The organism is Desulfomonile tiedjei DSM 6799 (assembly GCF_000266945.1).
Lineage (GTDB): Bacteria > Desulfobacterota > Desulfomonilia > Desulfomonilales > Desulfomonilaceae > Desulfomonile > Desulfomonile tiedjei.
The window spans coordinates 1451870-1476971 of the sequence record NC_018025.1 but is presented as its reverse complement, the minus strand read 5'-3'; the positions used below and the strand labels follow the sequence as shown (position 1 = coordinate 1476971).

The 25102-nt window shown below is 49.7% G+C and carries 26 protein-coding genes; 18 read left to right on the top strand and 8 right to left on the bottom strand.

The genetic code is table 11. The features are described from left to right. The first annotated feature begins 86 nt into the window (after nt 1-86). Together DESTI_RS06220 and DESTI_RS06215 are read left to right on the top strand one after the other, a co-directional pair. Nucleotides 87-704 carry a class I SAM-dependent methyltransferase gene (locus tag DESTI_RS06220; protein ID WP_014809108.1) on the top strand — a complete coding sequence of 206 codons (618 nt, stop codon included), beginning with the start codon at nt 87-89 and terminating at the stop codon, nt 702-704. A gap of 19 nt (nt 705-723) precedes the next feature. Then, on the top strand, nt 724-1956 hold the full coding sequence (locus DESTI_RS06215; RefSeq protein ID WP_041286012.1) for an ABC transporter permease: 1233 nt from the start codon (nt 724-726) through the stop codon (nt 1954-1956). A gap of 25 nt (nt 1957-1981) precedes the next feature. Here the strand turns inward: DESTI_RS06215 and DESTI_RS31055 are convergent, their stop codons facing one another. After that, nucleotides 1982-2146, bottom strand: coding sequence for a hypothetical protein (locus tag DESTI_RS31055; RefSeq protein WP_014809106.1), 165 nt, complete (start codon nt 2144-2146; stop codon nt 1982-1984). 304 nt (nt 2147-2450) lie between these two features. Between DESTI_RS31055 and DESTI_RS06205 the strand changes: the two genes are divergently transcribed. The 4 genes from DESTI_RS06205 to DESTI_RS06190 all read left to right on the top strand — a co-directional run bounded on the left by DESTI_RS06205 (nt 2451) and on the right by DESTI_RS06190 (nt 8503). Then, nucleotides 2451-3803 (top strand): vitamin K epoxide reductase family protein, encoded by a 1353-nt coding sequence (locus tag DESTI_RS06205; protein WP_014809105.1) that lies wholly within the window; start codon nt 2451-2453, stop codon nt 3801-3803. A gap of 56 nt (nt 3804-3859) precedes the next feature. Beyond that, nucleotides 3860-4573 (top strand): hypothetical protein, encoded by a 714-nt coding sequence (locus tag DESTI_RS06200; protein ID WP_014809104.1) that lies wholly within the window; start codon nt 3860-3862, stop codon nt 4571-4573. A 408-nt stretch (nt 4574-4981) separates the two neighbouring features. Beyond that, complete coding sequence (locus DESTI_RS06195) at nt 4982-7024, top strand: tetratricopeptide repeat protein (RefSeq protein ID WP_014809103.1); 2043 nt, start codon at nt 4982-4984, stop codon at nt 7022-7024. A gap of 249 nt (nt 7025-7273) precedes the next feature. Continuing rightward, a complete protein-coding gene (locus tag DESTI_RS06190) occupies nt 7274-8503 on the top strand; it encodes a hypothetical protein (RefSeq protein WP_014809102.1) in 1230 nt (409 codons plus the stop codon). 30 nt (nt 8504-8533) lie between these two features. On the opposite strand, the gene DESTI_RS06185 is transcribed toward DESTI_RS06190, so the two are convergent. Both DESTI_RS06185 and DESTI_RS06180 read right to left on the bottom strand, forming a co-directional pair. Then, nucleotides 8534-8827, bottom strand: coding sequence for a nucleotidyltransferase family protein (locus DESTI_RS06185; RefSeq protein ID WP_014809101.1), 294 nt, complete (start codon nt 8825-8827; stop codon nt 8534-8536). 52 nt (nt 8828-8879) lie between these two features. Next, entirely contained in the window at nt 8880-9122 is a 243-nt protein-coding gene (locus tag DESTI_RS06180; RefSeq protein WP_014809100.1) for a hypothetical protein, read from the bottom strand. Nucleotides 9123-9346: 224 nt separating this feature from the next. Between DESTI_RS06180 and DESTI_RS06175 the strand changes: the two genes are divergently transcribed. The 8 genes from DESTI_RS06175 (at nt 9347) to DESTI_RS06145 (ending at nt 15132) form a co-directional block, all read left to right on the top strand. After that, a complete protein-coding gene (locus DESTI_RS06175; RefSeq protein WP_014809099.1) occupies nt 9347-9568 on the top strand; it encodes a hypothetical protein in 222 nt (73 codons plus the stop codon). A gap of 694 nt (nt 9569-10262) precedes the next feature. Then, nucleotides 10263-10823 (top strand): hypothetical protein, encoded by a 561-nt coding sequence (locus DESTI_RS06170; protein WP_014809098.1) that lies wholly within the window; start codon nt 10263-10265, stop codon nt 10821-10823. A gap of 385 nt (nt 10824-11208) precedes the next feature. Then, entirely contained in the window at nt 11209-11526 is a 318-nt protein-coding gene (locus DESTI_RS06165; protein WP_014809097.1) for a putative quinol monooxygenase, read from the top strand. A gap of 133 nt (nt 11527-11659) precedes the next feature. Next, nucleotides 11660-11854: a hypothetical protein gene (locus DESTI_RS06160; protein ID WP_014809096.1), complete on the top strand. Its 195-nt coding sequence runs from the start codon at nt 11660-11662 to the stop codon at nt 11852-11854. 173 nt (nt 11855-12027) lie between these two features. Next, nucleotides 12028-12201 (top strand): hypothetical protein, encoded by a 174-nt coding sequence (locus DESTI_RS30630; RefSeq protein ID WP_157212104.1) that lies wholly within the window; start codon nt 12028-12030, stop codon nt 12199-12201. Nucleotides 12202-12261: 60 nt separating this feature from the next. Beyond that, the gene (locus tag DESTI_RS06155; protein WP_041286010.1) at nt 12262-13767 is read left to right on the top strand and encodes a zinc ribbon domain-containing protein; all 1506 of its coding nucleotides are present in this window, start codon (nt 12262-12264) and stop codon (nt 13765-13767) included. Nucleotides 13768-13874: 107 nt separating this feature from the next. Then, nucleotides 13875-14288: a hypothetical protein gene (locus DESTI_RS06150; RefSeq protein ID WP_014809094.1), complete on the top strand. Its 414-nt coding sequence runs from the start codon at nt 13875-13877 to the stop codon at nt 14286-14288. 415 nt (nt 14289-14703) lie between these two features. After that, nucleotides 14704-15132, top strand: coding sequence for an FKBP-type peptidyl-prolyl cis-trans isomerase (locus tag DESTI_RS06145; RefSeq protein ID WP_014809093.1), 429 nt, complete (start codon nt 14704-14706; stop codon nt 15130-15132). Between the two features lie 726 nt (nt 15133-15858). Here DESTI_RS06145 and DESTI_RS06135 read toward each other — a convergent pair. After that, on the bottom strand, nt 15859-16836 hold the full coding sequence (locus DESTI_RS06135) for an SDR family oxidoreductase (RefSeq protein WP_014809091.1): 978 nt from the start codon (nt 16834-16836) through the stop codon (nt 15859-15861). Nucleotides 16837-16990: 154 nt separating this feature from the next. Between DESTI_RS06135 and DESTI_RS06130 the strand changes: the two genes are divergently transcribed. Further along, nucleotides 16991-17404 carry an iron-sulfur cluster assembly scaffold protein gene (locus tag DESTI_RS06130; RefSeq protein WP_014809090.1) on the top strand — a complete coding sequence of 138 codons (414 nt, stop codon included), beginning with the start codon at nt 16991-16993 and terminating at the stop codon, nt 17402-17404. Nucleotides 17405-17437: 33 nt separating this feature from the next. Here the strand turns inward: DESTI_RS06130 and DESTI_RS06125 are convergent, their stop codons facing one another. Then, entirely contained in the window at nt 17438-18352 is a 915-nt protein-coding gene (locus DESTI_RS06125; RefSeq protein ID WP_336884486.1) for an AEC family transporter, read from the bottom strand. A gap of 189 nt (nt 18353-18541) precedes the next feature. Next, complete coding sequence (locus DESTI_RS28505; RefSeq protein ID WP_014809088.1) at nt 18542-19411, bottom strand: MaoC/PaaZ C-terminal domain-containing protein; 870 nt, start codon at nt 19409-19411, stop codon at nt 18542-18544. A 156-nt stretch (nt 19412-19567) separates the two neighbouring features. Between DESTI_RS28505 and DESTI_RS06115 the strand changes: the two genes are divergently transcribed. Further along, nucleotides 19568-20470 (top strand): LysR family transcriptional regulator, encoded by a 903-nt coding sequence (locus DESTI_RS06115; RefSeq protein WP_014809087.1) that lies wholly within the window; start codon nt 19568-19570, stop codon nt 20468-20470. Nucleotides 20471-20874: 404 nt separating this feature from the next. On the opposite strand, the gene DESTI_RS06110 is transcribed toward DESTI_RS06115, so the two are convergent. Both DESTI_RS06110 and DESTI_RS28500 read right to left on the bottom strand, forming a co-directional pair. Next, complete coding sequence (locus tag DESTI_RS06110) at nt 20875-22311, bottom strand: aminopeptidase (RefSeq protein WP_014809086.1); 1437 nt, start codon at nt 22309-22311, stop codon at nt 20875-20877. A 103-nt stretch (nt 22312-22414) separates the two neighbouring features. After that, a complete protein-coding gene (locus DESTI_RS28500) occupies nt 22415-23425 on the bottom strand; it encodes a S1C family serine protease (RefSeq protein WP_014809085.1) in 1011 nt (336 codons plus the stop codon). A gap of 184 nt (nt 23426-23609) precedes the next feature. Between DESTI_RS28500 and queD the strand changes: the two genes are divergently transcribed. Further along, entirely contained in the window at nt 23610-23981 is a 372-nt protein-coding gene (gene queD / locus DESTI_RS06100; RefSeq protein ID WP_014809084.1) for a 6-carboxytetrahydropterin synthase QueD, read from the top strand. Between the two features lie 9 nt (nt 23982-23990). Next, nucleotides 23991-24914, top strand: a complete 924-nt coding sequence (gene folE2 / locus DESTI_RS06095) for a GTP cyclohydrolase FolE2 (protein WP_014809083.1) — start codon at nt 23991-23993, stop codon at nt 24912-24914. Nucleotides 24915-25102 lie beyond the last annotated feature (188 nt).

The window sequence follows — 25102 nt, the reverse complement described above, 5'->3', positions numbered from 1 at the left end:
TCAATGATATCGATAGAATGGACCGGCAGGAACGCCGGTCCCTACCAATATCCTGTCATTCAAACGCGGGATAAACGACAGAATTCTTGGCACTGATTATAAAAGCGAATAGATGTCAGACGCCTCTCGAAACGGTGATGTTTGCTTTGAAATCCGATCAGGAAAAATGGAACCGTCGGTACGAACGGGAGCATCACATTAATGCTCCCGACGAATTTCTTGTCACCCATGCATCGATTCTAAGAACCGGGTTGGCTCTGGATCTTGCCTGCGGGTTGGGGGGAAATTCGATATTCCTGGCCGAATGCAGCTACACAGTGCACGCTGTTGACATCAGTCATCAGGCGCTTTTGAAGCTTCACAGAGAAGCAGTCTTACGCAATCTTGCGATTCAACCCATAGTTGCCGATCTCGATTACTTTTCCTTACCTCTTCAAAATTACGATCTCATCATTGTGTTCTACTTCTTCTCCCGCGATCTCATGCCGAGTATTGTTGCGGCGCTCAAAGATAACGGACTATTATTCTATGCAACGTACAACACCAGGCATGTGAGCGTACGACCCGGATTCAACAAGGATTACCTGATTCAGCCTGACGAGCTTGTTCAATATTTTTCAGGATTTGATATACTGGTTCACGAGCCGGATGCGGGAGAGAATCGGAACATCTCCCGAGTGCTCGCCAGAAAGGAATCTCGTTGATCTGTTCGATCAGTTCCCCATGATAAGCCCTTTTGACGGACTACAAATTGCTGTGGGCGCACTGCGCGTGAACCTCATGCGGTCTCTGCTCACTATGCTAGGCATCGTGATCGGAGTTGCCGCAGTTATCGTCATGGTTGCCGTCGGCGCGGGTGCCCGTGAGATGATCGGAGAACAAATCCGATCCATCGGGAGCAATCTCATTCTTGTTGTTCCGGGGGCATCGGTGTCTGGAGGCGCCAGACTCGGATCGGGGTCTGTTCATACGCTCAAGTCATCGGATGCTGACGCTATAGTAAAAGAGCTATCCGCAGTCAGGTATGCTGCTCCCGTGTGGGGTGAAGTGACTCAAGTCGTGTACGGAAATCGGAACTGGCGAACCCGCGTTACGGGTACCACAAAAGATTACTTTCCCGTTCGTGAGTGGAAGATCGACTACGGCCGCTTGTTCTCGCAAGAAGAGGAAGCCCGGGCCGCAAAGGTTGCAGTTCTGGGCAAAACCGTAGTGGAAAACCTCATGGGAACCGACACTTACCCTCTGGGAAAAGTAGTACGCATCAAAAATGTTCCTTTCACGGTTGTCGGAGTGCTGGAGAAAAAGGGGCAGTCTCCTCGTGGGGACGATCAGGACGATGCCATATTCGTTCCCCTGCGCACAGCGCAGTACAGGCTTTTCGGCACCCCTTTTCCGGACGAAGTAACGGCAATCCTGGTTCAAGCGAAAGAGATAGCATTCATTCCGGACGCGGAAAAACAAATTGACGAGCTGCTCACGCGCCGTCACAAGATCGGCCGCAATCAGGAAAAGGATTTTACCGTCCGTAATCTGACAGAAATACTGGATACAGCAAAGAAGAGCTTGAACATCATGACAACGCTTCTCGGAGCGATTGCGGCTATTTCTCTGCTCGTAGGCGGAATCGGCATCATGAACATAATGCTCGTCTCCGTCACGGAACGAACGAGAGAAATAGGAATCCGCATGGCCGTAGGAGCCAGATCCGGGGACATTTTGTCCCAGTTTCTCGTGGAAGCTGTGGTGCTCTCTATGGCAGGCGGCTTCATTGGAATAATGCTTGGCGTAGGCGGGGCATTCGTTTTCGCCAAAACCACGGGCTGGCCTGCGCTCATTAGCGCTCCGGCGATAACTGTGGCCCTGGTCTTCTCCGGAGCAGTCGGCGTATTCTTCGGCTTTTACCCGGCTTACAAGGCTTCCCGACTCCATCCTATAGACGCATTGCGCTACGAATAGCCGTCTTCCGGGCACACCCGCCCCCCTAGACGTCTATGTACTGCTTGAGCGACTCCACATCAATACAATTGTCAAGTTCATCCTGAGTCGCATCCTTGGGATCTTTTAGAGCGTCAATAGGGCAGAGATACTCGTTTCCTGCCTTATCCGTCACCCAGACATGCTTCTTCTCGTTTCGTTTGTCATTCATCCTGGCTTGAGCCTCCTTCTCGTCCATCTCATGTAATATTAATACTGATTTGCTTTTCTTTTCACAATCCGGGAGGCTGGAGGTATCCTTCGCTCTAGACGACGCAAAGCCGTCTAATCACTCAGCTCGGAACACCCCAGCCTTCGCTATCTTATGTGCATAGCTGCCAAATGGTATGACAGGTTCCATTTATAAAACTGCTGATGAAAAGTCGTCCGATCTCACTTACGTAGGCTATTCTTGACCGGGAAAGGGTTTTTGACTACAGTAGCCGGACGAGACAAAGATTCCAGGTTGATATCACATGGAAAACATAAGCTCATCCCAGCGAAACGGGCTTTCAGAATGGTTTCGCCGTCGCTCCAGTATGCTTGTCGATTACAATCCCGCAGCCGGACCGTATTTTACGGGTCGCCGACCATTCCTGATTTTGTTGGTTCTTGCTCTTATCGGCACGTTCGCAGCCGGTTTTCTCACGTACAGGCATCTCATCCTGGTAAGCAATACCGGAGGAGTTCCTGAATCGGCTTTGTGCCGAGCGCAGGGAAACATCAACTGCGATGCGATCTTGATGAACGATTACGCGACCATACTCGGTTTCGTTTCATCGTCCGCACTCGGGCTCATGGGATTCGTCTTTGTTCTATGGATTGTCCTAAACGGACTGTGGAACGAACGCATGAGAAAGATTGCATGGACGTTCCTGGCTATCTATTTCTTTGCGGCTATCGGTTTCAGTTGGTACTACATTTACATCATGATGTTTGTTGTCGATTACATTTGCACGTGGTGCATTGTAGTTCACGCTGTCAACTTTTCATCTTTGGCCGTAGTACTGGTCGTGGCGATCAAGAACAAAGACAATTTCTTGCTCAAAGAAATCTCCACTCCTGGTGAGCGCTTTTACTTCGTCACTTTGGGGATAGCGTTGGCGCTGCTCTCATTCGCTGTAGCCACTGCCCTCGAGAAAATGCTGGTCGTAGAAGACATGCATGTAAAGTACGAGGAGCTTGCAAACGATCCGGCGGTTATAGCGGCAGTGCTCAAAAGTTCGCCGTCATATGAAATTCCTGTTTCGCCGAACGACCCAGTGTACGGGTCCCCCTCCGCCCCGCACAATCTCATTTTTTTCAGCGATTTTCAGTGCCCCATCTGTGCCCGTACAGAAGGTTATCTCAAAAAGATCGTAAGCGTGAACCAGGGGGTCATAAATCTCGTATACAAGAATTTTCCTTTGTCCACGGAGTGCAATTCTTCCGTTCTCGGCAATCTGCATCCTATGGCTTGCCCCGCGGCTCGCGCGGCCTATGCAGCGTTTCTCTTGGCAGGCTCGAAAGGCTTCTGGAGTTATGGAGACAAGCTGTTCGAGAGTCAAAAGTTGCTGAACAAGAATCCCTGGCTCCAGTTCGCACAAACACTCGGATTCGATACGTCGCGATTCGAAAGACTGCTGGAACCTCAATCGCAGGCTGCAAAGAAGATTGAAGAGGACGTGGCGCTCGGCATAAAGCTCAAGCTCAACTCCACACCACAGCTTTTCTTCAAAGGAAAGCGAATTCCTGAGAATTTCCGGGGCCCTTATCTCGTGGAAGCCCTGGAAGAATTGGCCAAAGCAGAAAATCCTGACGACAAGGATTTTCGACTGAAACGACCCTGATCCCATGAAGTGTACATGTCGAGTGGGATTTTAGCCTAAATTCGTTGGAGTGGAAAATGTCTCGGAATCATTCTCAAAGCCTGACGAGCATCTGTTGCCTGGCATTCATCGCAGTGGTGCTCTCGATTGTGGTGAACTCTCACGGTTTCGCTCAAGTGGAGCCGCTGCCCAAAGAGATTGTCGGGTTGAACATGGGATCTTCTTCGGAAGACCTCCTCAAAAAAATTTCCGGTTCCGGTTCGCATTCCAGCGAAAAATTGGGTCAGGAGGACAGAACAAAAATAACCTGGTCACTCCCGGAGAATCCGTACTATTCCGATTTGGCATTCCATTTCACGGAAAAGAACAGGCTTTTTCTCATTCATTTCAACCTCAAGCCTGCAGAAAAGGAACAGATTCAAGCGCTCAAGAAATCCTTTTTCGATTCGCAAAAATTCCTGTGGGAAGACCCCATGAGGATGAGGGTCAAAGACAATGACGTGTTTCTGTACATAAAAGAATCCGGCCCTGATTGTTTTTTCGATTTCGTGAACAGGAAAACCGGAGAACGCGGATTCGAGTTGTTCAACCGCTCCATCAGCGCAGAAGACAGACCCTCAAAAGCGACAAAGCCAAACGAAGAAAAAAAAGCTACTCCAGCGGATGTGGTGAAAGAATCGATTCTCCAGGAAACCAAGGACGCACAAAAAGTGAATCCTGTTTTACCGACTGAACCTATAGATGCTCAGAAATCCCCGGAAGCTCCGGAATCCAAGCCCAAAGCTCAGTAGGCAGGCCGAGAGAAATGGAGTATTAACGTTCCGGTTCTTAATCGGGATTAAGAGGAGGAGAACCCCTTCTCCAAGAAGTGTTTCCTGAACCGTTTTTACAAGTGGATTGTGTCCTGAGTTCAGTCTGAGAGTCTGTTAGAAATCAAGTTTTCCGGGACCGGTGGATTAGGGACAATGCGGATCGGGTAGGGGCATCCCTTGTGGGTGCCCGTTAGCGAACGGCCTCCGTGCAGGTCAACCGAGACGGGCAGGCACGAGACCTGCCCCTACAGCGGACTGCGCTCCGAAATACCAAGACCGTGTAATGACAATCGATAAAGCCCGATGCTTTCAATTCGGAACTGGCTAAGGGCATAATCCATTGACAAAAAGGTTCCCCGGATATTACTGCTTTGAAAGCGCATTCGTATGAACCTGTCGGATCAACCCAGTTCGGTCGCTCCCGATCCATCCCGGATCGACAAAGAATATCTTATAGCCGGGATTCTCATTGTCATCATTGCCGTTGCGGTCTACTTACCGATCGTCAATCAGGATTTCACCAATTGGGACGATCCCAAGCACATAAAGGCAGTTTGGAAACCCGCGTTTGACAGAGCCTGGTGTATTATTACGGACTTCGATTTGAAGTACACCAACGTTGCTTATTATTCTCCTCTGCACTTTCTGAGTCTCATGATCGACCAGACACTTGTGGTAAACAGCTCGCAACCACAGGCCTGGATATCCAAATTGATGAATGTGCTGTACCACGCGGTGAATTCACTCCTGGTTTTTCTTCTCCTCATCACGCTTGGAGCAAAAAGAAAAGCTGCGCTCTTTGGTGCTCTTGTTTTCGCCGTGCATCCCATTCAGGTGGGTACTGTTGCATGGATTGCGGAACGAAAGAACCTGCTTTGCACAATGTTCTATCTCGGCGGGCTGCTCGGTTTCATCAAATATCTCTCCTCCGAGAAGAACCGATATCTGGTGGCTGTAATTGTCTGTTTTCTGGCGGGGCTCCTTTCAAAACCGGCTGCAGTGACTCTTCCTGTGGTAATGGCCGCATGGATGGTTACCACCAATCAAAGATCGTGGAAAGGATATTACCTTCTCGCACTGCTGGTCGCGTGTGCGGTGGGGTGGGGAATTTATGTAATATCCACTGAGGTGTCCTATCCCGGAGTTGTTCCGAATCTCGAACACCGTCCGTTGCTGGCTGCAGCCTCTATCTGGTTTTACCTTTCAAAATTTTTCTACCCTGTAGATCTGGTGCTCGTTTATCCCCGTTGGAATGTTGCCGACCATGTCCTGGAATTCTCCGCTTTGCTCGTGGCGCTCGTCTTGATCGCCGGGGCTGTTGTGTACTATCGACGGAGATTTGAATCCACCATTCTCTTCGGACTGTTCTTCTTTTTGATCAATCTCCTTCCCGTGTCGGGACTGGTCGCGTTCGGCCACATGGGGCATTCTTTTGTTGCGGATCATTTCATGTATCTGCCTATGGTGGGGCTTGCCATCGTGGTCTCTCAGAGTGCCCGGGAGCTTTTCAATCGCCTCGCGAATCGCAGGTGGCTCAATGAGGGACTTACAGCAGTGCTCTACGCCCTGGTGTGCGTGCTTGCTCTTTTGTCCTTCAAGCAGGGATTCCTGTGGCGTGACCCTGCTGCCCTCTGGGAGGCCACTCTGAAGATCACGAAGACCTCTGCTGCCGCGTACTGCAATTACGGCTCTGAGTTGATGAAACGAGGCGATTACACGCGAGCACTGGAGTACTTCGGCCGGGCCGCCGACCTTGCACCGTCGCTCGATGTGGCGTACGTGAACATGGCTCGATCCTACTATGCCCTGGGAGATCGAGAAAATGCCCGTCTTATGTTTAGGAGGACCGTTGAGGTAAGTCCCAAACATCCGGGGGCCCGGACCATGTTGGCTGCGATGCTCAGGGAAGAAGGCAGGTACCAGGAAGCTTTGGAATTCTCGCGGGAATCGGTGAACGCTTCTCCAGCAGACCCGGTGCTCTGGAACGATTTAGGGATTTCTCTATTCAGAGCCGGAGAGACGGATCAGGCCCTTGCAGCATTTGATAAGGCTACCGAATTGGATGGTTTTTTCGCCAATCCCTATATTCACCGAGCTGCAATTCTCCTGGAAGGAAAGGAAGACACCGATACTGCTATCAGTTTCCTCACAAAGGCTTTGACCCTTACTTCGAGCCCTGAGGCACACCGGTTGCTCGGCATTGCATACGCTCGTAAGGGAGATTCCCGAACCAGTCTGGAAGAATTTATGAAAGCCTACACAGTTCAGCCCGATCTTCCCGGATTGCGCGAGAACATGGCCCAATTGCTGCTGGATCTCGGGCAAATCGAAGCAGTCGAAGAACTCTGCGACGAAGCTGAGAAATCAGGCAAACCGTGCTCCAAAGATGTTATCGAGCGGTTGAAGGCTGCCCGGTCTGAAAAAAAATGAATAGCGATTACAATTTGTGAACAGCCAGACTATGATCTAGAACGAAGGGGGACTTACAGGAATTCACCTTTGTCGATCGAATTTGGCCGGCACGAAGGCCGGCCGCTACTGTCTCATGGTGGGGTCCGCGTCCCTGCCGGACCTCCCGATTTCATGAATTTAATGGCGCAATAGTATCAATAACACTAGTATTCTGAAATTGTTCAACGCACTGATGGTAAAGACCCCTTGCAAAGGCCGCAGGAAACGATGAACCGCACCTGTAGACTTCTTGTAGAGCGATTGCTAAGAATTCTGACGCTTGTCCTCCGCTCGTATACAAGATACCAGTGGAGACCGGCTTCCCTGCCGGTCCATTCTATCGATATCATTGATTATATTGACGATGTTCCGGCAAGGAAGCCGGCACCTACCAATACTGCCAATCCTAAATCGGCCTTAATTTTGGCAATTCCTCTAATAGTTGCATTTCTGTTCCATCCATCACCGCTGCAGGCGCATGAACTCGGCACTTCCGATTCGGTTCCCACCAGTGCCCGCGGGTTTATCTCATCGAACATTCTTGCGATTCCCAGGATAGCTGACTTGCCTAGAATAGATTTGAGCGAAATCAAGTACATCCCGTCGCTCAAATCGGGATATCGAAGAATGGGAATGCACGTAAGCGTTCCCGTCCCATTCGAGGTCTCTGTTCCGGGAACGGAGAGTTACAAAGGGGATTCCGTAAATCTCGGCCTTCCTGACGTGAACCTCTGGATTATTGAAGCCGGAATTGAGGCACGCATTACGCCCTCTCTCAAACTGTTCATGAGCGGTTCGGGGAATCTTGTTCAGAATCTCGCCACTTCTTTCGCGGGATATGTGGACAGCGAACCCGAGACTCGTTTGCGAAGAAAGTACCCCCTGGATTGGCTGGAAGTGGAAGGAGGCTTTGTCTACTATTTCCGCCCCCCTATCGGCCTTGTGGCAGGATTGAAGTGGGACCATTTTGACATGACCGTCAAAGAACCCGGTGTGCTGAGTCGCGTGGATGTGGGATCTTACAAGAATGTGAGTCTCCTTGCCAGTGACGTTATGAGCGATCTCGTATTGCCGTATTTGGGTATGGAATACGCGGGGGAGGCTCTGAAACTGAGGCTAATCGGAAATATCCTCGGATCCGCCAAGGTAAAGGTAGGCACCCGATTCAGAGCTGACATCGCGCCCTCGTACGACTTCCTGGCGCAAAACATCATTACCATGAACAGTATGGCTTATTTTTTCGAGGCCGGCGCCGAGTACCGCATATCCATAGCAGCAAGCACGCATCTGAGTCTCTGGGGTAAAGGCGGCTGGATGGCCGCAAGCGGAGGAGGACGTCTCGAGAGCGGTTACAGCACAACCCATCCGAATTTGATTTTCGGAATACTTGAAGATCGAGATGTTGTTTACAGAAGATATAATCTGGCCGGCGGGATTGCCGTGAATCTAACATTCTGACTGACATAAGACTAGCCGAAGAGGCAAAGTCTAAAGTCCCGGGGCATAGACAGTCTCATTGAGAATCGACGAACGGATTCGTGGTTTAATGGTGTCTGATATTACGAGATCGACTGGGTGCTCAAACAAACGCTCCAGTAAGAATTTTAGATCGAAATAGTTGTCAAAGGTGGCGCTCTCAAATTCCACAAGAAAATCCATATCGCTAGTTTCCCGCTGTTCCCCCCGGGCATACGAGCCGAAAATTCCGAGGCGGAGCACACCGAAACTCCGAATGATCTCTCGGTTTTCCTCCAATTTCCTGAGAATTTCATCGCGATTCATTGCCGCCGTACCGTCCTCTTGTCTGCCGGGGATCTAACAGCCTTGAGTGCGCTCAATCCACAACCTGTATATCTTCACACGATTCCACGAATGCTCGTATAATCTGGCTCTCCGAGAGTTGTTGGCGCTCCTCGAGCTGTCCCTTGGTGATGAGTCCGGCATTCATCAGGTAACCTAACACAGTGTCGAATTCCTGCGCGGTAAGACCGTATTTCGTTGTCAACTCGAAATCCGTTTTCCCGGATTTAATATCCCTGACAAGTTCCTTTGCTTTTATAGTGCGCTTCGTATCCATGACCTCTCCCCCTTCACCCACAATTACATCATGGACTGCTCGAGTCGAACAGATCTTAGTCCGGTTTCGATCATTCGGCAATCCAAACACGATAGTGTGGGATCTTTTTGTTGAGACAGTTTCGAATACAGGATTCTGCCGTACGGTGATTCTCAAAGAGAGAGCTGCACGGAACTTTGCCTTTACACCGTTGTATATGTACGTAAAAAGAGAAAGGTCTGCTCATGAACGACTTGGATCTTATGCTTGAAGAAAAAAAGGTGCTGAGGATTCAGTTGCAGCAAATGCAGGACCTGGACGAAAGTTCAGGATCTCAGTTGAACCCCAGGCAAATAGACGAACTAAAGTTGAATATACGAATGGCTGAAGCAAGACTTACCGAGCTCGATCAAATTATCGATGAAGTTTCCAGGAAGAAAGCTAATCCTGACGATCAGGAAGAATAACTCCTTTCGTCACTGTGATATATCGGTTTTTCTCCGGCTTCCCCGAGAGGAGGCCGGGAATTCCTTTTCTTATTCCGCACCCCCTTGTCTCTGAAAATCTCTCGCACAGGACATTTGTTCCTCCTTACGACGCCATCATGACATTCGCAACCCAAGATACATCCTAAAATACAGTTAAATTATGGGCCTAAGGTGATCTTGATGGCGTAAACAGTAAGGCAATTGATGGCGTCCGTTTGTATAAACAGTCATACGGTCAACCTTATACAAATGAGCGTTCAAAGAAGTAACGTCTAGCAAATCCGGTCCCGGCATGTCTCCGAAGCGAAGGAGATTTGCCGGGACCGGCAAATAACAGGTTTCTCAATATTCCTTAACTATGAAAGCACTTTGGCATTAATTACAGCGACAAGAAGATGGCTCAAGTGAGTCAATTCGGAATGTCCTTCAAAAAGAGCGCTTCTAAAGCAGAAGTTCTCTCTCTCCCGGCAGTTGAACGCAAAAATTCGATTATCTTTTTCTTAACAGGTTTTTCATTGTTGTTGACATGCGAGTTGACCGGACGCTATCTTCTCTTCCGGCACCTATAGAATCCCAAAATATAGAAGATGGGAAAACGCTGGGCTGTCTTTCAGTTTGTGATCTTAAACGACTCATAAACGTTGATTACTCACGATCGTGGGGGAACCACAATATGGCAGAATACAAAGCTTCCTCTCCAAATTGCGAGCTCATTGGAGGTATGATTGCGTCTCTTTGGGCGGCATTTCCGGAAAATTTCCAGGGAGCAATCAAGAACGTCCTGGTCAAGCACGGTGTTGCAGATATTCAACCCGATAAATGGTATTTGCTTCAGCCGGTTCTGGATGCTCTGAAGGAACTTGAGACAACCTTCGGCCATCATCTTCTATCTCAAGTCGGTGAACAAGCTGCTTTAAGAGCACCCGTACCCCCGGAAGTCAAAACGTTCAAAGAATGTCTCATCAATATGAATGCCACGCTCCAGAAAATTCATCGCGGGGGGAGCGCAGGGGGATACGACGTTCAGGAGGACGAGGCACCCGGGGGGCTTCAACGGTTCCGGGTCACGGCTTCAACTCCGTTTCCGTGTTCGCTCACGAGAGGATATCTGGAAAGCTTCGCCAAGCGTTTCGGGCCTACCGGTACAACAGAGATTCTTGTGAGGCACGACGAGCAAAAGCCTTGCCGAAGAAACGGTGCAGATACATGCACCTATTACGTCACCATGCTGTAAGGACGACAGGCCTGTCAGGCTATTGTTCATAGGCATAAGTGTTACTTTTTACCCCCCTTTTCCTATGGGGGCCGAGGGGGGATTTTGATCCAAGCCACTGAAATCCCTTAGAAAAGTGGAACGTCGATAGCCCTTTGACACTTGGAAGTCCTCATTCTGAGCAACTGCGACCCCTCAGTCAGGTTATATGAGCCGGCACCCACCAATTTGCGAGAAGCACTTTTTCACCCCAATTGTCCGCCCCATCCTCAGTTGACGCCTATGTCCCGCCCGAGAGGAAAACCGAAGATCATTGGAAATAATTCCTTCTCTTTGTTTCGGATGGCTATATACTAGATTGAGAATGCTCTAATACGGTTCCGAAACCTTAGAGGGGGTAGCTATCATGGCTGTCAAAGTGTTAACTACTCGTAAATTCAAGAAAGACAAGGCAGATGAAGGCTACCGACTCCTGGCGCAGATGAGATCCGTTGGCACGCTTCGAGCAGGTTACGTAACCGGGCAAACTCTCATTTCTGTGGAAGAACCCAATAAGCTCATGGTGATAAGTACATGGACGGATATCAGGGGATGGCAAGCCTGGCTGGCAAGTGAACAAAGACAAGCTTTTGCGAAGAAAATAGCGCTGTTGTTGGAGACTCCCGAACACGTGGAAATCTATACTGTGGGGCAAAAGGAATCCGAAGGAGCAGATCTGGCATAAACCCGAACTCTGTGAATCACTCAAAGAAAAGCATATTTCGATTCTGAATTGGTTCGTGCTATTCTCTCCGAAGAAGAATCGGCACTGAGGCTGGAGCGGAATTCTCAATAGTTCCCCATAATCGAGAATCATCATGGTTCACCACAAGCACGACTGCAATTATCCTCTTATTCGTGTTCTGCCGAGATCGGTTCACACGATGGCTCTGGTGGTCTGGTACGATGGCGACCCTGAAAGCAGCACGTACAAGCAGCCGTTGGACCGCTGTCCAAGTTGCGGACAAGATCTGAGGGCAGATTCTCCCGAATTATCAGGCCCTCTCAAGTGATGGGTTCGGATCGGATTCCGAATGATTTCGCAGTCATGCTATAAGATAGCGAAGGCTAAAGTGCCCTGAGCGGAGTGATTGGACGGCTTTGCGTAGTCTGGAGCGAAGGATACCTCTAGCCTCCCGGATTATGAAAAGAAAAACGAATCGGTATGTGACCAAGAGACAAGAAAATGTCCAGGATACGAAAAAAACGCATTAAGCCTCGAGCTTGGCTGGTCCGTTCCATGAGACTGCACACGAAACCGGGGGCTCACGTGAACCGCAAGAAAGAGCGGGACAGACGAGCCTGTCGTGAGATCCTCGAGCTGCATCGAAACTGGGAACAGCCGTGGAATGAAGACTGAAAAGCTTGTTTTCATATCATCACTTGCTCGGGACAACATATGAACGGAAGATCGACGCGAATGTCTACGCCTGAAGCGCACCTGGAACTAACTCTCATGAGCTCCAGGGTAGCTGGCCTTTTTGAAGAAGCATTTTTCGATCGGTTCAGACGGCGGCATCTGACGGATTCGGACGTGTTGACGGCAATTGGTGCGCTTATCAGCGAAACACGAGTCTGCGGCGGAAGTTCCGTGGCTTTCGGCAAAGTGATCGTGAACGAAATCCTTGAATTTCTCGAACGAGACCCGGAATTCCCATCCGGACTACAGCTTGAATGTTCTTTGAAATCATTGAGTCGCATGGTTCCCTCTCTAGCGCCTAAACTTGCTCCGATCAGCATTGTGGTGGAAAGCAAATCGTTCGGAAAACTCTATCAAGCTACGCGATTCACGGAAGATCTCCAGCGTCGGGCGGACATTTTCTTCAACCCTCTTGCTGATATCTTGAATCTTACTCGGGACATGATCCTCGGTGACGATTCACGCCAATTGCCCGGGTTTGAGGAACCTACTCCATTCGACCTCGATCTTTCGGAGAATCCCTTCGATCTGGAAGACGAGATTGACGTCAATCCGGTTCATTCCGGAATCGTGAAGTTTCTCATCAGGCTTTCTCTGGCAGAAGGAGATCTCCACGATGCAGAGCAGCGATTCATCTCTTCTGCAACGGACAAGCTTGGAGAAGCTCTTTCCCGATCCCAAATGGATCGCATGGTATCCGAAGCATCCACGGAATCCATGGAACAGATACTCGGCGTATTCGAACATCAATCGGCAGTTTTCAAGGAAAAGCTTCTCATGGCAGGCATGCTTCTTACCGCTTCGGACGGCCGGGTAAAGAGCCTGGAGAAGAAACTCCTGGTGCAAGCAGCTACATGGCTTGGAATTTCACGCTCCAGATATTCCGAAATAGGCACGGAGGCAATTCGATTAATAAAGCAAGGATCGCCTGCTCTTGGGGAAAGGCTCACTGAATCCGGAAAGCATGCCGGAAAACTTCTGAGTGCATCCCTGTCGGCTCCGGGCTCCCAACGCAATGGACGTATGCTTCAGATACCAGATGTGCAGGAAAGACCGGTTTCAGAAATTGCTCCGGCTACCGGCTCGCTGCAGATCGCTTCCGATTCAAACCCTGTGAAGGCCCGACCCGAACCTGACCGATCATCCCCAAGGACTCGTCCGACAATCTCGGAAACACCTCCAGCCGTCAAACCGAAACCTGCGAAGATGTGGTGGTGTCCCGCTTGCAACCTTCCCCAGTTTTTCCAATTCGATGAATGTCCCCAATGTGGCATCATTGTCTCCAAATATCGGGGGGCAGCTTCACGTCAGGTGAACGATCTTTCCGAGGAGATGATCGAGATTCCGCCTGCGGAACCCAGCGAAGAAGAGGTTGTCCCCGAACCTGTTCCTGCATCTCATGGCACACCACCGGGGAGATGTACGGCGTGCCACCATCCGCTGCTGGAGACTTCGAAGTTCTGTCCGATGTGCGGCACCAAAGTGTGCTCATCCGATTCGCCGTGAGGAAGTAATGCCATGAAAACCTTTGTGACAGGTCAACCGGGGTTTGTCCGGGCAGGTCCAGTGATTAATTTATGTAGTGAAATTGACGATACACAGGATCGACGATCATGAAAGCTTCTGTTACGCTTCTCCTATTGCTGCTCTGTTTTGGAAACTCTGCTTCCGCGGATTCTGTGGTATCTCCATTTTCGAACTCGGCCATATCGGATTACACGCTGTTTGTACAGCAACAGCCCATTGACACTCGGCAGTGGGCCGTTAATCCTCCTCAGCTTCCTAGCGGGACTCCTCAATTACCCAGCCAGCGTACTTACCCTCTGGATCAGTATGGTCGGGAAATTACCCCGGGCAATCCTGAGTACCGGGCTCACCGGAAAGATGGAAGAGCCTATCGATATGGATACTATTCACCGTACGGGTACGGACGATTCGGGTACTTTCCTTATGGTTATGGCAAGTATGGAAGGTATATTCCTTTCAACTATTATCCCCGTTCGTACAGTCTCCGCAAAAAGAAATAACCCCTGCCTTCAGGACAAAAGATCAGACACGCAAGTTGCCATGTGCCACAGGGACAGTACTCTCGATCAGAGTGCTGTTTCTTTCATCCATGGAGCAATCACAGAGTCATAGTTGGAGCACTTTCTTCTCAGTAGCTCCTTCCGGTTTTGCTTTTCTACTATGAAACGTATAAGATGCGCTGCACCCCGCCAAAGGCAAAGCACCCGGACAGATGCGAAGGTCGGGCAGGTGAATGCAAGCATTGTGCACGAGGATTGTCCTCTGCTATCAGCGGGATGAGAGCTGCCTTTTCTTCGCAAACGGAACATAAGCAATTACTTTTAAGACTATCTATCTGAGGAGTCATCGAACCGGTAATCACGATTGCACACTTGGGACCGGTACGGCTCCGGATTTACGGGAGAGGAGAAAAGGATGAAAGAAGCAAAATCAGGGGATAAGGTTTCAGTGCACTACACTGCCAAACTGGACGACGGATCCGTATTTGACAGTTCCTCCGGTCGCGATCCCCTTGAGTTCACCATCGGTGAGGGCCAGGTTATTCCCGGTTTCGAGGAAGCAGTCATCGGGATGAATCCCGGAGAAATCAAATCCGCGCAAATTGCCCCTCAGAATGCGTACGGGGAACGACACGACGAGATGATTATTGTCGTCGATCGAAAGCGGTTGCCTGAAGACATGAACCCAGAGCTCGGTCAACAAGTTGAAGTGCATCGTCCGGATGGATACGTCTTTATCGCGATTGTCACTGACCTGACGGATAGTACGGTTACACTCGACGCAAATCATCCGCTTGCAGGAAAAAACCTGAATTTCGATATAGAGCTTGTAAATATACTTTAGCGGATGAATATACGGTTCGATCGGTTCAGCGGCCTTCGCTGAGTGAATCTCACGGAGGCCGATTTCGTTTTTCATGAGCCCCCCACCTGTCCTTTCGATCCGGTCTCTCAAATTCGATGCGCGTCGAGGGACGAGAAGAATTCATGCCCTGTGGAATCATCCGTATTTTTCGAATAATGCATAATCAAATCCCTTAATCATCATAGGTTAGACTAGAAACCAAGACATACAATAAGACTACTGGACTATGTAGAAGCTAAGAGTTGTAATCTTTTATTAAAGTGGATTCTAAATTGACAACCGGAGATCAGATGTGTATGTTGAGGAACGTTTTTTACATCTTTATTTGCCGGTTTTTGTCCGGTTTGCCATTGAGTCCGACGAGGGTAGAGGGGTTAGGGTCGGACTCTTTCTATTCACCATCCCCCCAAGAGCATACATCCAAGATTCGGCAGATAAGGAGCTACCTTCTGGCTATTTCTGTACTCTCCAGCACAGGAACAGAGCTGTTTTTTCGTTCTTCTCAATCTTCCGCAAACGATAGAATTCCGCAAATCATAAGCAATGCGCTCATGCACAGCACTCTTATTCAAGTAGTAGTTGACATAATGCGCCTATATTGGTACACTAAAGTTACCAACCAGCTTTCGAGGCTGCGCATGGCAGAGAACCCGGCGCTCCTACCTGACCCCGCTCCGGGTTTTCATTTTTTGTGCAGCCTTTCTTTTACAGATTTTCTCTATACCATGCAATACTTTGGGCCAGTCCGAGACGCAAGTCGAACTCCGCTTTGAATCCCAACATTTTTTCTGAAAGGCCTGTATCCGCAGAAGAATGCATTACATCGCCTGCTCTTGGAGACTCGAAACGAGGTTCAATGTTTGTTCCTAAAAGATCCTGCAGTGCCGAAAGTAGTTCAAGGAGAGTCGCCTGAGTTCCACACCCTATGTTGAAGGATCTCCCGCATGCGAAGGGAGGCGCTTCCAATGCCAGAATATTGGCACGTACCACGTCCTTCACAAAGGTAAAATCTCTGCTCTGAAGCCCGGTTCCATATATGATCGGCTCACTTTTCTTGAGTAATGCAGTGACAAAGCGGGGAATAACTGCAGCGTATTCAGACTCGGGATCTTGTCTGGGTCCGTACACGTTAAAATAACGTAGACCGATCGTCTCGAAGGCATAAAGCCCCATGAATAATCGCCCGTATTCTTCGTTGACCCTTTTTGTGAGCGCGTAGGGGGACAGGGTCAAGCCTTCCTCCCCTTCCCTTTTTGGCAGCAATTCACTATTTCCATACACGGAAGACGAGGACGCATACACTACTCGGGAGACTCCAGCATCCCGGGCTGACTGAAGAATATTCAAGGTACCATCGGCATTTACTTCCTGGGTGGTCACAGGATCGGTAACAGATCTGGGAACGCTTCCGAGCGCGGCCTGGTGGAAAACTGCGTCCACACCGTTCATTGCAGTCTGCACGATCTTCCTGTCTCGAATATCCCCAAGGATAAACTCGAAATCACGGTGCGCATTCCATCGACCGTTCCCAAGTCCCATGAGATTTTCCTGCTTCCCGGTGCTCAGGTTATCCAGCACCCGGACCGCTTCGCCCCTCTCCAAAAGGCCTTCAACGAGGTGGCTTCCGATAAATCCCGCACCTCCCGTCACAAGTATGAGCCGTCGGCTCCTGTTCATTGTCATAGAAAGTTCTTCCCTCCAGAATCGTATCCGCTTTGATTTACGTGCGCGATATGGTTATTCTTCGAAAAGCGTGTCGCTTGCGCGCCCGAATAGGGTTGGATAACAAAGCGCAAGGGACATATTTTCCATAAACCTCGGCATCGGATCAACTAATATGTCATCAGACGACGCATTCGACGAAGTCCAGGACATGATACTCCAGGACGCTGCAAAAGTCTTTTCCCCCAGATTGATAGAATTCTTCTTGCATCCCAGGAACTACGGGCAACTGCAGGAGTTCAACTATTATGCCGCAATTGAGGGCTCCTGCGGGGAAACCGTTGTCATATACATCTTGGTTTACGAAGGGAAAGTGAACCGCGTAGGTTTCGTAACTGACGGTTGTGGTCCCACCATGGCCTGTGTCAGCGCGATCACCTGTATGGCAGAGGGGCTTCCCATTTCAGAAGCCGCGGAAATCAAAGCAGGCGATCTGATAGACTATCTCGGAGGTCTCCCCGAAGATAAACGCGATTGTGCGGAGGTGGCAGTGAGAGCTCTCCAGACCGTTTTGGAAAAGATCGGTTGAATTAACCTGGATCGCGAGGCACCAGACTTTTCCTCAGCAAAAAAGCAGCAAGACTACTGAAATTGAGACGATCGAGAGTATTGTCGACAAAATTATCGCCGAACCCGCCAGATCCGGGTTGCTATGGAGTTGCTGCGAGAGGATATAATTGGCCGGAGAAGTTGGAAGGGCGAAATAGATCATGGCAATGCACGCCGCAGTTCCTGGGACGTTAAACAATTTGATGAGCAGGTAACCGGTAACCGGCATCACAACGAACTTGAATACCGTGGCAACCAGCGCCAGACGCAGGTGCCCGCCGAGTTTCGCCAGAGTCAGCGATCCGCCGATTGAGATTAGAGCCATGGGCAAAGCCAGCATTGACATGAACGCCAGGGTATTATCTATGAAGACCGGAAAAGGCATACGTAACTGTGAGTACGCCATCCCCAGGGCGCACGCTATGATCAGAGGATTGGAAATTATGGATATCACCAGCATACGCAGCCGCTCGCTCCATGAGTATGATTCTCCGGAAAACCAGATCAGCGTCGACACTGCCATCACGTTGATAAGTGGAATGAGAATGCCCACGAGCACGCCGAAAACGCGCACCGCGCTTTCCCCCAGAACCGCCAGAATGACTGCGATCCCTATATACGTGTTGAAACGAAAACACCCCTGACAAAATGCTCCCACATCCCGATCCGGCACTCGTGCTGCGTACACGAAAACTAGCGACAGCACGAACACGATAATCACCGCGCCAGTTGTCACAGTCACAAGATTTGCATCCAGACCCAGTGAAGGAGCAGGCTTTCCGATTTTCCAGAAAAGCAGCGCAGGGAAGAATATGAAATAGACGAGTCTGTCCGAGACCTGCAGAAACGCGTCATCTATCATTGAGAGTCTCTTCAGGAGACATCCCAGGGCAATGAGCGCAAATATCGGAACGACACTGTTGAGAATGTGAATCAGGGGAAGACCTCACACGCTGTATAGGGCGAACAGTCTTGTCATTCTAGACTAGAAATGCGCAGAAGAGAATCATCACAATTTCTTGCGCTGCTGCGTAAGTTGTGATGTCAAACGCGCATTCCATGGTGTTGAACTCGATGTGGCCGATAAAGTGGTATTATACAAGAGATCCAGTTCCATCTATCTGACAGTGAAAATCCCGTCATGAATTACCGCCTTCCCCCTGGCGTTGAACACCGCGAAGGGAAGCGTATTCTCGTTTTCCGGCCGGTAACCGACAATAGTAAGCGTTTCCCCCGGAAAAACTGGCTTTCCCAGATGACAAGCTAATGAGGCCAATTGTGCGATGTCATTGTCAACCATTCGTTTGGAGAGCGCGTTACAGATCATGGCCAGGGTGCAGTTTCCATGCATAATCGTACGCGGGAATCCGGCCATTCGGGCAAGGACTCCACTGGTATGGATGAAATTGTTGTCCCCGCTGGCCTTAGCATACAAGAGTTGCTGGCCCTCTGCAGTCGGAAGCAAGAGGCGAAACGCTTCAGGTCTTGTTTTTTCATCTGATTTCCCGTGAACCTCAGTCCGAACCTTCGATTTAACCAGAAATCCTATATTACCTTGCACGACAATCTGACCTTTAACGCGGCCTGTTCCGGATATTTCGATGATTTCACCCTTTGGTGCAGCGCAAATGTTCTCTATGCATCCCTGGACAGACACTTCGTCCCCTTCCCGGATAGGCGCGAACCACGTCACTGATTGGAAGATTTGGACTGTCCTCAAGAGATTCATCTTGAGGGACGGATGAGCCCAGATATCTTTTACTAGTGGAATGACCAGCTTACCTATGAAGAAAGGGGGTACCGGGGGCAGCAATGAATTGTAGATCGGGTTTTCGTCGCGAGTAGCCCGAGCGAACTCTGCTATAGCTTCGCGGGGCACTGGTGGGAATTTCTGGTCCACGGTATGCCCGATCATGGCACGGTTCATCCCATGTGAGCGAGCGTTGCGTATCACAGATATGAATAACTGCATGGTGGATGTGGGCATTATTCTCTTCCTTTATCGTGTCAAGTTTTCAACTCAAATAATAGACGCCTGACTTCCAGTCTTTCTCTAATTGACACGTATCGTAGGCTGCTCTAATAAATAAGTAAAATATATTGATCTTATCAAAACGATAAGTTGTTCTTATGGTGGAGAAAGATGGGTATTCTCGAGATACGGCATCTCCGGTTAATTAAAGCCCTTACGGAGACTGAAAATCTTACGCGTGCAGCTAAGAAGTTCCACGTATCCCAACCCGCTCTGAGCCAGCAGTTGAGGGAACTGGAAGATCGTCTCGGGGCTGTACTTTTTGAACGCACCGGGAAAAAGATGATCGTCACCCGAATGGGCAAACTGGTGCGGCAAGCTGCTGAAAAAGTCTTAACAGAGCTTGACCGAGTGGAGCGCGATATTGCGAAGGCCGTGCATGGCGAAACCGGCACGATACGCGTCGGGGTTCATTGCGTGTTAAGTTTTCAGTGGCTCCCCGGTGTTATGCGCAAATTTAACAATATGTATCCTCACGTGGAACTTGTGCTCAACAACTCTCACACTTTTATTCGCGACCTGAAATCCGATGCCTTTGACCTGGTGATCACCGCATTTCCGATCGATCATCCTCAAATGACGCATGTGAGACTCTTTGAAGATGAAATTGTGGCGGTTTCGTCACATTCTCATCCCATGAGCACCAAGAAAACGGTACACGAATCCGATTTCGAGGGTGTGACCATGATTTCTCTCGTTGAGAAGTCCAAAGATTTACTTTATCAATACTATCTTGCACCTGCCGGAATCAAAATTCGCCAGTTCATGACCATTGAGCAACCCCAAGCGATCATCGATCTGGTTCGTTCAGGTTTCGGGATCGCCTTGTTTCCTCGCTGGTCTGTGAAAAAGTTTCTGAAAAGCGGCGAACTCTGCGCGTCTTCGCTGGGGCAAGGTGGAGTGCGGCTGGAATGGCGGGCTGTTTACCTTAAATCAAAGAAATTTCCAGTGTATCAGCAAGAATTTTTGAGACTGGTCGCCGACGATCCGCTTGCGACCTTACTGCAACAATGATATATCGCCGACACGTGAGAAAGTGCAGTCAAACTCAGTTAGAGCAAGTGTATAAAACAGTGTCCAGTTGCGAAAAGCACTTCTCGTCAATTGGTAGGTGCCGTGCCTCCGTGTCGGCACATTTTTCAAATACAAATCAACCAGTTCGGGCCGGCAGGGACGCCGGCCTCTACCGTTCATTTAAGGCAGAATGTGTTCAAAAGGTCAGAAATCACATCATCTGCTATAACTCGGGAAATTCACAGAACCATGAACGATCGTGACCCAAAACGGCCGACCAGAGGAAATCGTGCACCATAATCGGTCATGATTGTTCGCCCGGTGATCGTTGCCTGCTGACGTCTTTCAGTGGTCTGAATTGAGCTAAGGCATGGCCTTGTCTGTCTTCGCTAGCGTCCGGCAATTCAGCTTTCCAGAAACGCGGTGAATGCCTTGCGGCACATCCATACGTCTTCTTTTGCGCTCACTTCCAGGGGAGAATGCATGCTGAGGACAGGGGGACCGCAGTCGATAACGTCTGCACCGGTCATTGCGAGAAATTTTGCCACCGTGCCGCCCCCGCCTTCATCGATTTTCCCCATTCCTGCAGCTTGCCATACGACGCCGTTGTCATTGAAGAGCTTACGAATCCATGCTGCGAATTCCGCGTTGGCGTCCGACGCGTTATACTTGCCGCCGTGTCCGGTGTACTTGTGAATGGTCACTCCGTATCCGATTCGTGCACTATTTCGGCGTTCGTACACATCCGAATACGTAGGGTCAAACGCTGCGGCAACATCTGCGGAGATGACCTTGCTGTTCATGAATACCTGATACACGTTTCTTGCCGAAGGCTCCACTCCAGTGAGCTGCATCAGGTCCATGACGAATGTTTCCAGGAATGGAGAGCGGGCACTTGTATTGCCTTCGCTGCCGATCTCTTCTTTGTCGTAGAAAACTGCAATCGCGGTGTGTTCGGGATTTGTCGTATTCATGATGGCAGTAAAACAGGTGTACGCGCATGCACGGTCGTCCTGCCCGTACCCTGCGATCAGGCTTCTGTCGATTCCGGCATCTCTGGCCGGGTCTGCGGGAACAAACTGCAGTTCCGCGCTGGTGAAGTCCTCTTCTGTAATGCCATATTTCCGGTTGAGAAGCTCGAGCACTGCAAGCTTCACTCTTTCGTCTGCGTCTTTCTCTCCGTAGGGAAGAGTGCCCATAAGCACATTCAGGTTTTCTCCCGGCACAAATTCGTTTGCTTTCTGTTCCATCTGCTTCCGGGCAAGGTGCGGCAGCAAATCGGTGATCGTGAAGACCGGATCTTCGGGGCTGATGCCGACTTTCACGTCCATTACCGACCCGTCCCCGAGAATGATCGTTCCGCAGAGAGCAAGAGGCCGAGCGAGCCACTGGTATTTTTTTATTCCGCCGTAATACTGGGTTTTGAGAAACGCCACGCCGGTGTCTTCGTACAAGGGATTAGGTTTCAGATCCAGCCTGGGACAGTCCACATGCGCGCACACCAGGCGAAATCCCTCGGTCAGAGGTTTCTTTCCCAGCACTGCCATAACAAGACCTTTCCCTCGCAAAGTCTTGAAAAATTTCGCTCCCTTTGCCCCTTTTGCTCCTTGATTCAACTCTTTGAATTTCTGTGCACCTGCTTTTTCGGCGAACTGCTTGATTGCTTCTCGTTCGGTTCTTGCATCATTCAAGAAAGAGCGAAACTCGTCACCATATTGAAGGGCTTGCTTTTTCTCGTCATCCGATAATTTATCCCAGACGCGGACGGGCTCTTTGTAGAGCTTTTCTTTCAATTCTTTGGCGTTGGCGACGCTTTTCTTCTCAATCTTCTTTCTGGGCATTCGAGTCCTCACTTACAACTGAATTATTCTCTCTTACGTCTGTACGCAGGGAATCCCTGTCCCCCGCTTCTTTTCCGAAGTGTTCGCGGAAAGCTATTCTAGTCTACTGCTTTCCGAACTTCCAGGGGGGATCCAGAGGATTAAACTGTTCTGACATAGATCGAGGCTCATCCGCGGCCGGTCCCATGGGTCCATGAGCTGCGGCTGCCGCTTTCACGGGAGGATAGCTCCGCTTTTCCAGGAATTCCTTGGCGACATTGATGGGCGTGGCAAAACCGATGCCCTGGCTCTTCCAAAGGAGAATCGTGTTGATTCCGATAACCTGTCCTTCCATATTGAACAGGGGCCCACCCGAGTTTCCCAAATTCATGGCTGCATCGATTTGGATCAAAGGCGGATATCCCGAACCCGGAACCATCCTTTTCTGAGCACTGACAATCCCGATCATAAGCGATTGACCGATACCATATGGATTGCCGATTCCCACTACCCATTCTCCGAGTTCCACGGCATCCGAATTGCCGAGGGACACCGGTTGGAGGTTCGTTGCATCGATTTTCAAGAGAGCGATATCATTTTTCGCATCTTTGAATAATGTTTTGGCAACGAATTTTTTGCCTCCCAGTAATTCGACTTCGGTCTGCGTACCATTGCGTAAAACGTGTTCATTCGTAATAATATGACCGTTGCTGGAGATGATGAATCCCGAACCGTACCCCAAAGCTTTGCTGGACGGATCGCCGGTAAATCCCAGGGGTCCCAGTGAAAAAGACGAGCCGGAATCCAGCATACGGATAGATACCACAGAGCGGTTGACCTTCTTCACCAACTCTCTGAGGTCCGGAAACGACGCGATCCGCGGGAGAGCCGGCTCCTGCTCTTGCTTCTGTTCCGGTAATTCGGGTCTGAACGGAACTGGGTTTAGTCCGATGCGAGCTCTCTTCGCGGGGCCGAGCTCGTTGGATTGGATGTTGCCATGATTGAGTCCCGCGCCGGAAGGTGTGGCGGCTTTTCGAACGATCGGCTCGTCAGCGGTGGCAAGCCGGAAAGATGACAAGCAAAAAACGAACAGACATGCTATGATAACGATGAATCCGAATCGGAAAACCGTCATACAAAACTCCTTTAAACGGTTTCCGGAAGGCAGCCGAAATCCGGCTATCCGGGAAGTGGATTCGGTATAATCCTGGAAATACGATTGTGTCAACGCTTTTTCTATCCTTTATCTCGATCTATCCAGATGTTTTTCACATTTGCTCATGTGATTTATTAATTCCCTGTGCTCGCCGGAGATGTTCATGTACGAAGTGGAAATTACCGTAAATTTTTCAGCCGCACACCGTCTCAGAGACTACAACGGCAAGTGTGAGCAGCTACACGGACACAATTACAAAATACAGATAGCCGCCCGCTCGTCATCCCCAGGAAAGGGCGGAATGGTAATTGACTTTGGAGACCTGAAAAAAGCCGCAAACCAAGTACTTGACACATTGGACCACAGGTATCTCAATGATATCAAACCATTTGACGAAATAGAACCCTCGGCCGAAAATATCGCTGCGCATATTTTTCGTGAAGTGTCTCAAAACCTGGGGGACCAGGGAGCAATGCTCCACAGTGTTTCCGTTTGGGAATCCGACACTTCGAAAGCTACTTACCTCAAAGATTAGGTACACAAAATGGCAGATCACAAAAGAGAACAGCACGTTCCGGGCACTCTCCCCGCAAATGGCGATGGAGCTGTGGATTCCGGGAGAGTATTCGCGAATTATGCAACCCTACCCGATATCCAAAGTCTGCCCGACGAACGAAAGATTCCCATTGATAAAGTGGGTGTGAAAGGCCTGAGATATCCCATTTCCGTGAAGGATCGCCAGAAGGGATTGCAGCATACGGTCGGGCTGTTCGATCTGTTCGTGAACCTTCCCCACGATTTCAAAGGCGCCCATATGAGCCGCTTTATCGAAGTGCTCAATGAGTTTCGAGGCGAAATCTCTATGGAGAAGTTTCGCGAAATCCTGGAGAAGATAAAATCGAAGTTGAACGCCAAAAGCGCCCATATGAACGTGGAGTTTCCCTATTTTATAGAAAAGAATGCACCGATTACGGGCACTCCGGGACTCATGTCGTACACCTGCTTCATGAGAGGCGCCCTGGCCGACCGATTCGACCTGATTGTGGGGGTCGAAGTCCCCGTCACGACTGTATGTCCTTGTTCCAAAGAAATTTCCGAGTACGGCGCCCACAATCAAAGAGGAATCGTCAGAGTTCAATTACGCTTTCGAAAACTTTTCTGGATAGAGGAAATCATTGAAGTTGTTGAATCTTCGGTGAGTTCCGAAATCTATTCGCTCCTGAAACGACCCGATGAGAAATTCGTAACGGAAAAGGCTTACGAAAATCCGATGTTCGTCGAAGATGTTGTCAGACTGGCACTTTCCCGTTTGCGAGAGAAGAACAATTTCCCCTGGTATAAGATCGAGGCGGAAAATTTTGAGTCCATCCATAATCACAGCGCTTATGCTTCCATAGAAAAGGATTTCTCTCCCGAGCCGGATTGCTTCACCGGCGGATCGTCCATCAGATACAATGGTGCTTTATAGAACGATCCGAATATCCCTAAATACAAGGCAGATAACCGTGAAAGATCACATGCAATCCTCTCCATGTGGATGATTTCGGTCTTTCATCGGAGTGAAGTCTCGCATACCGCGCAAAAAAACCCGCGCCAACCGCTCGTAGCGATTAGCCTTTCTGTTCATTATCTGGATGGTTGGAGCTATCATTCGCC

Bases quoted from the DNA above. Each gene is read 5' to 3' on its own strand.
- DESTI_RS06195 (WP_014809103.1), top strand. From the start codon at position 4,982: ATGAACCTGTCGGATCAACCCAGTTCGGTCGCTCCCGATCCATCCCGG.
- DESTI_RS06145 (WP_014809093.1), top strand. From the start codon at position 14,704: ATGAAAGAAGCAAAATCAGGGGATAAGGTTTCAGTGCACTACACTGCC.
- DESTI_RS28500 (WP_014809085.1), bottom strand. From the start codon at position 23,425: ATGACGGTTTTCCGATTCGGATTCATCGTTATCATAGCATGTCTGTTC.
- DESTI_RS30630 (WP_157212104.1), top strand. From the start codon at position 12,028: ATGTCCAGGATACGAAAAAAACGCATTAAGCCTCGAGCTTGGCTGGTC.
- DESTI_RS06135 (WP_014809091.1), bottom strand. From the start codon at position 16,836: ATGACAATGAACAGGAGCCGACGGCTCATACTTGTGACGGGAGGTGCG.
- DESTI_RS06130 (WP_014809090.1), top strand. From the start codon at position 16,991: ATGTCATCAGACGACGCATTCGACGAAGTCCAGGACATGATACTCCAG.
- DESTI_RS06150 (WP_014809094.1), top strand. From the start codon at position 13,875: ATGAAAGCTTCTGTTACGCTTCTCCTATTGCTGCTCTGTTTTGGAAAC.
- DESTI_RS06110 (WP_014809086.1), bottom strand. From the start codon at position 22,311: ATGCCCAGAAAGAAGATTGAGAAGAAAAGCGTCGCCAACGCCAAAGAA.
- DESTI_RS06180 (WP_014809100.1), bottom strand. From the start codon at position 9,122: ATGGATACGAAGCGCACTATAAAAGCAAAGGAACTTGTCAGGGATATT.
- DESTI_RS06190 (WP_014809102.1), top strand. From the start codon at position 7,274: ATGAACCGCACCTGTAGACTTCTTGTAGAGCGATTGCTAAGAATTCTG.
- DESTI_RS06215 (WP_041286012.1), top strand. From the start codon at position 724: ATGATAAGCCCTTTTGACGGACTACAAATTGCTGTGGGCGCACTGCGC.
- DESTI_RS06175 (WP_014809099.1), top strand. From the start codon at position 9,347: ATGAACGACTTGGATCTTATGCTTGAAGAAAAAAAGGTGCTGAGGATT.
- folE2 (WP_014809083.1), top strand. From the start codon at position 23,991: ATGGCAGATCACAAAAGAGAACAGCACGTTCCGGGCACTCTCCCCGCA.
- DESTI_RS06155 (WP_041286010.1), top strand. From the start codon at position 12,262: ATGTCTACGCCTGAAGCGCACCTGGAACTAACTCTCATGAGCTCCAGG.
- queD (WP_014809084.1), top strand. From the start codon at position 23,610: ATGTACGAAGTGGAAATTACCGTAAATTTTTCAGCCGCACACCGTCTC.
- DESTI_RS06170 (WP_014809098.1), top strand. From the start codon at position 10,263: ATGGCAGAATACAAAGCTTCCTCTCCAAATTGCGAGCTCATTGGAGGT.
- DESTI_RS06205 (WP_014809105.1), top strand. From the start codon at position 2,451: ATGGAAAACATAAGCTCATCCCAGCGAAACGGGCTTTCAGAATGGTTT.
- DESTI_RS06200 (WP_014809104.1), top strand. From the start codon at position 3,860: ATGTCTCGGAATCATTCTCAAAGCCTGACGAGCATCTGTTGCCTGGCA.
- DESTI_RS28505 (WP_014809088.1), bottom strand. From the start codon at position 19,411: ATGCCCACATCCACCATGCAGTTATTCATATCTGTGATACGCAACGCT.
- DESTI_RS06185 (WP_014809101.1), bottom strand. From the start codon at position 8,827: ATGAATCGCGATGAAATTCTCAGGAAATTGGAGGAAAACCGAGAGATC.
- DESTI_RS06160 (WP_014809096.1), top strand. From the start codon at position 11,660: ATGGTTCACCACAAGCACGACTGCAATTATCCTCTTATTCGTGTTCTG.
- DESTI_RS06115 (WP_014809087.1), top strand. From the start codon at position 19,568: ATGGGTATTCTCGAGATACGGCATCTCCGGTTAATTAAAGCCCTTACG.
- DESTI_RS06165 (WP_014809097.1), top strand. From the start codon at position 11,209: ATGGCTGTCAAAGTGTTAACTACTCGTAAATTCAAGAAAGACAAGGCA.
- DESTI_RS31055 (WP_014809106.1), bottom strand. From the start codon at position 2,146: ATGAATGACAAACGAAACGAGAAGAAGCATGTCTGGGTGACGGATAAG.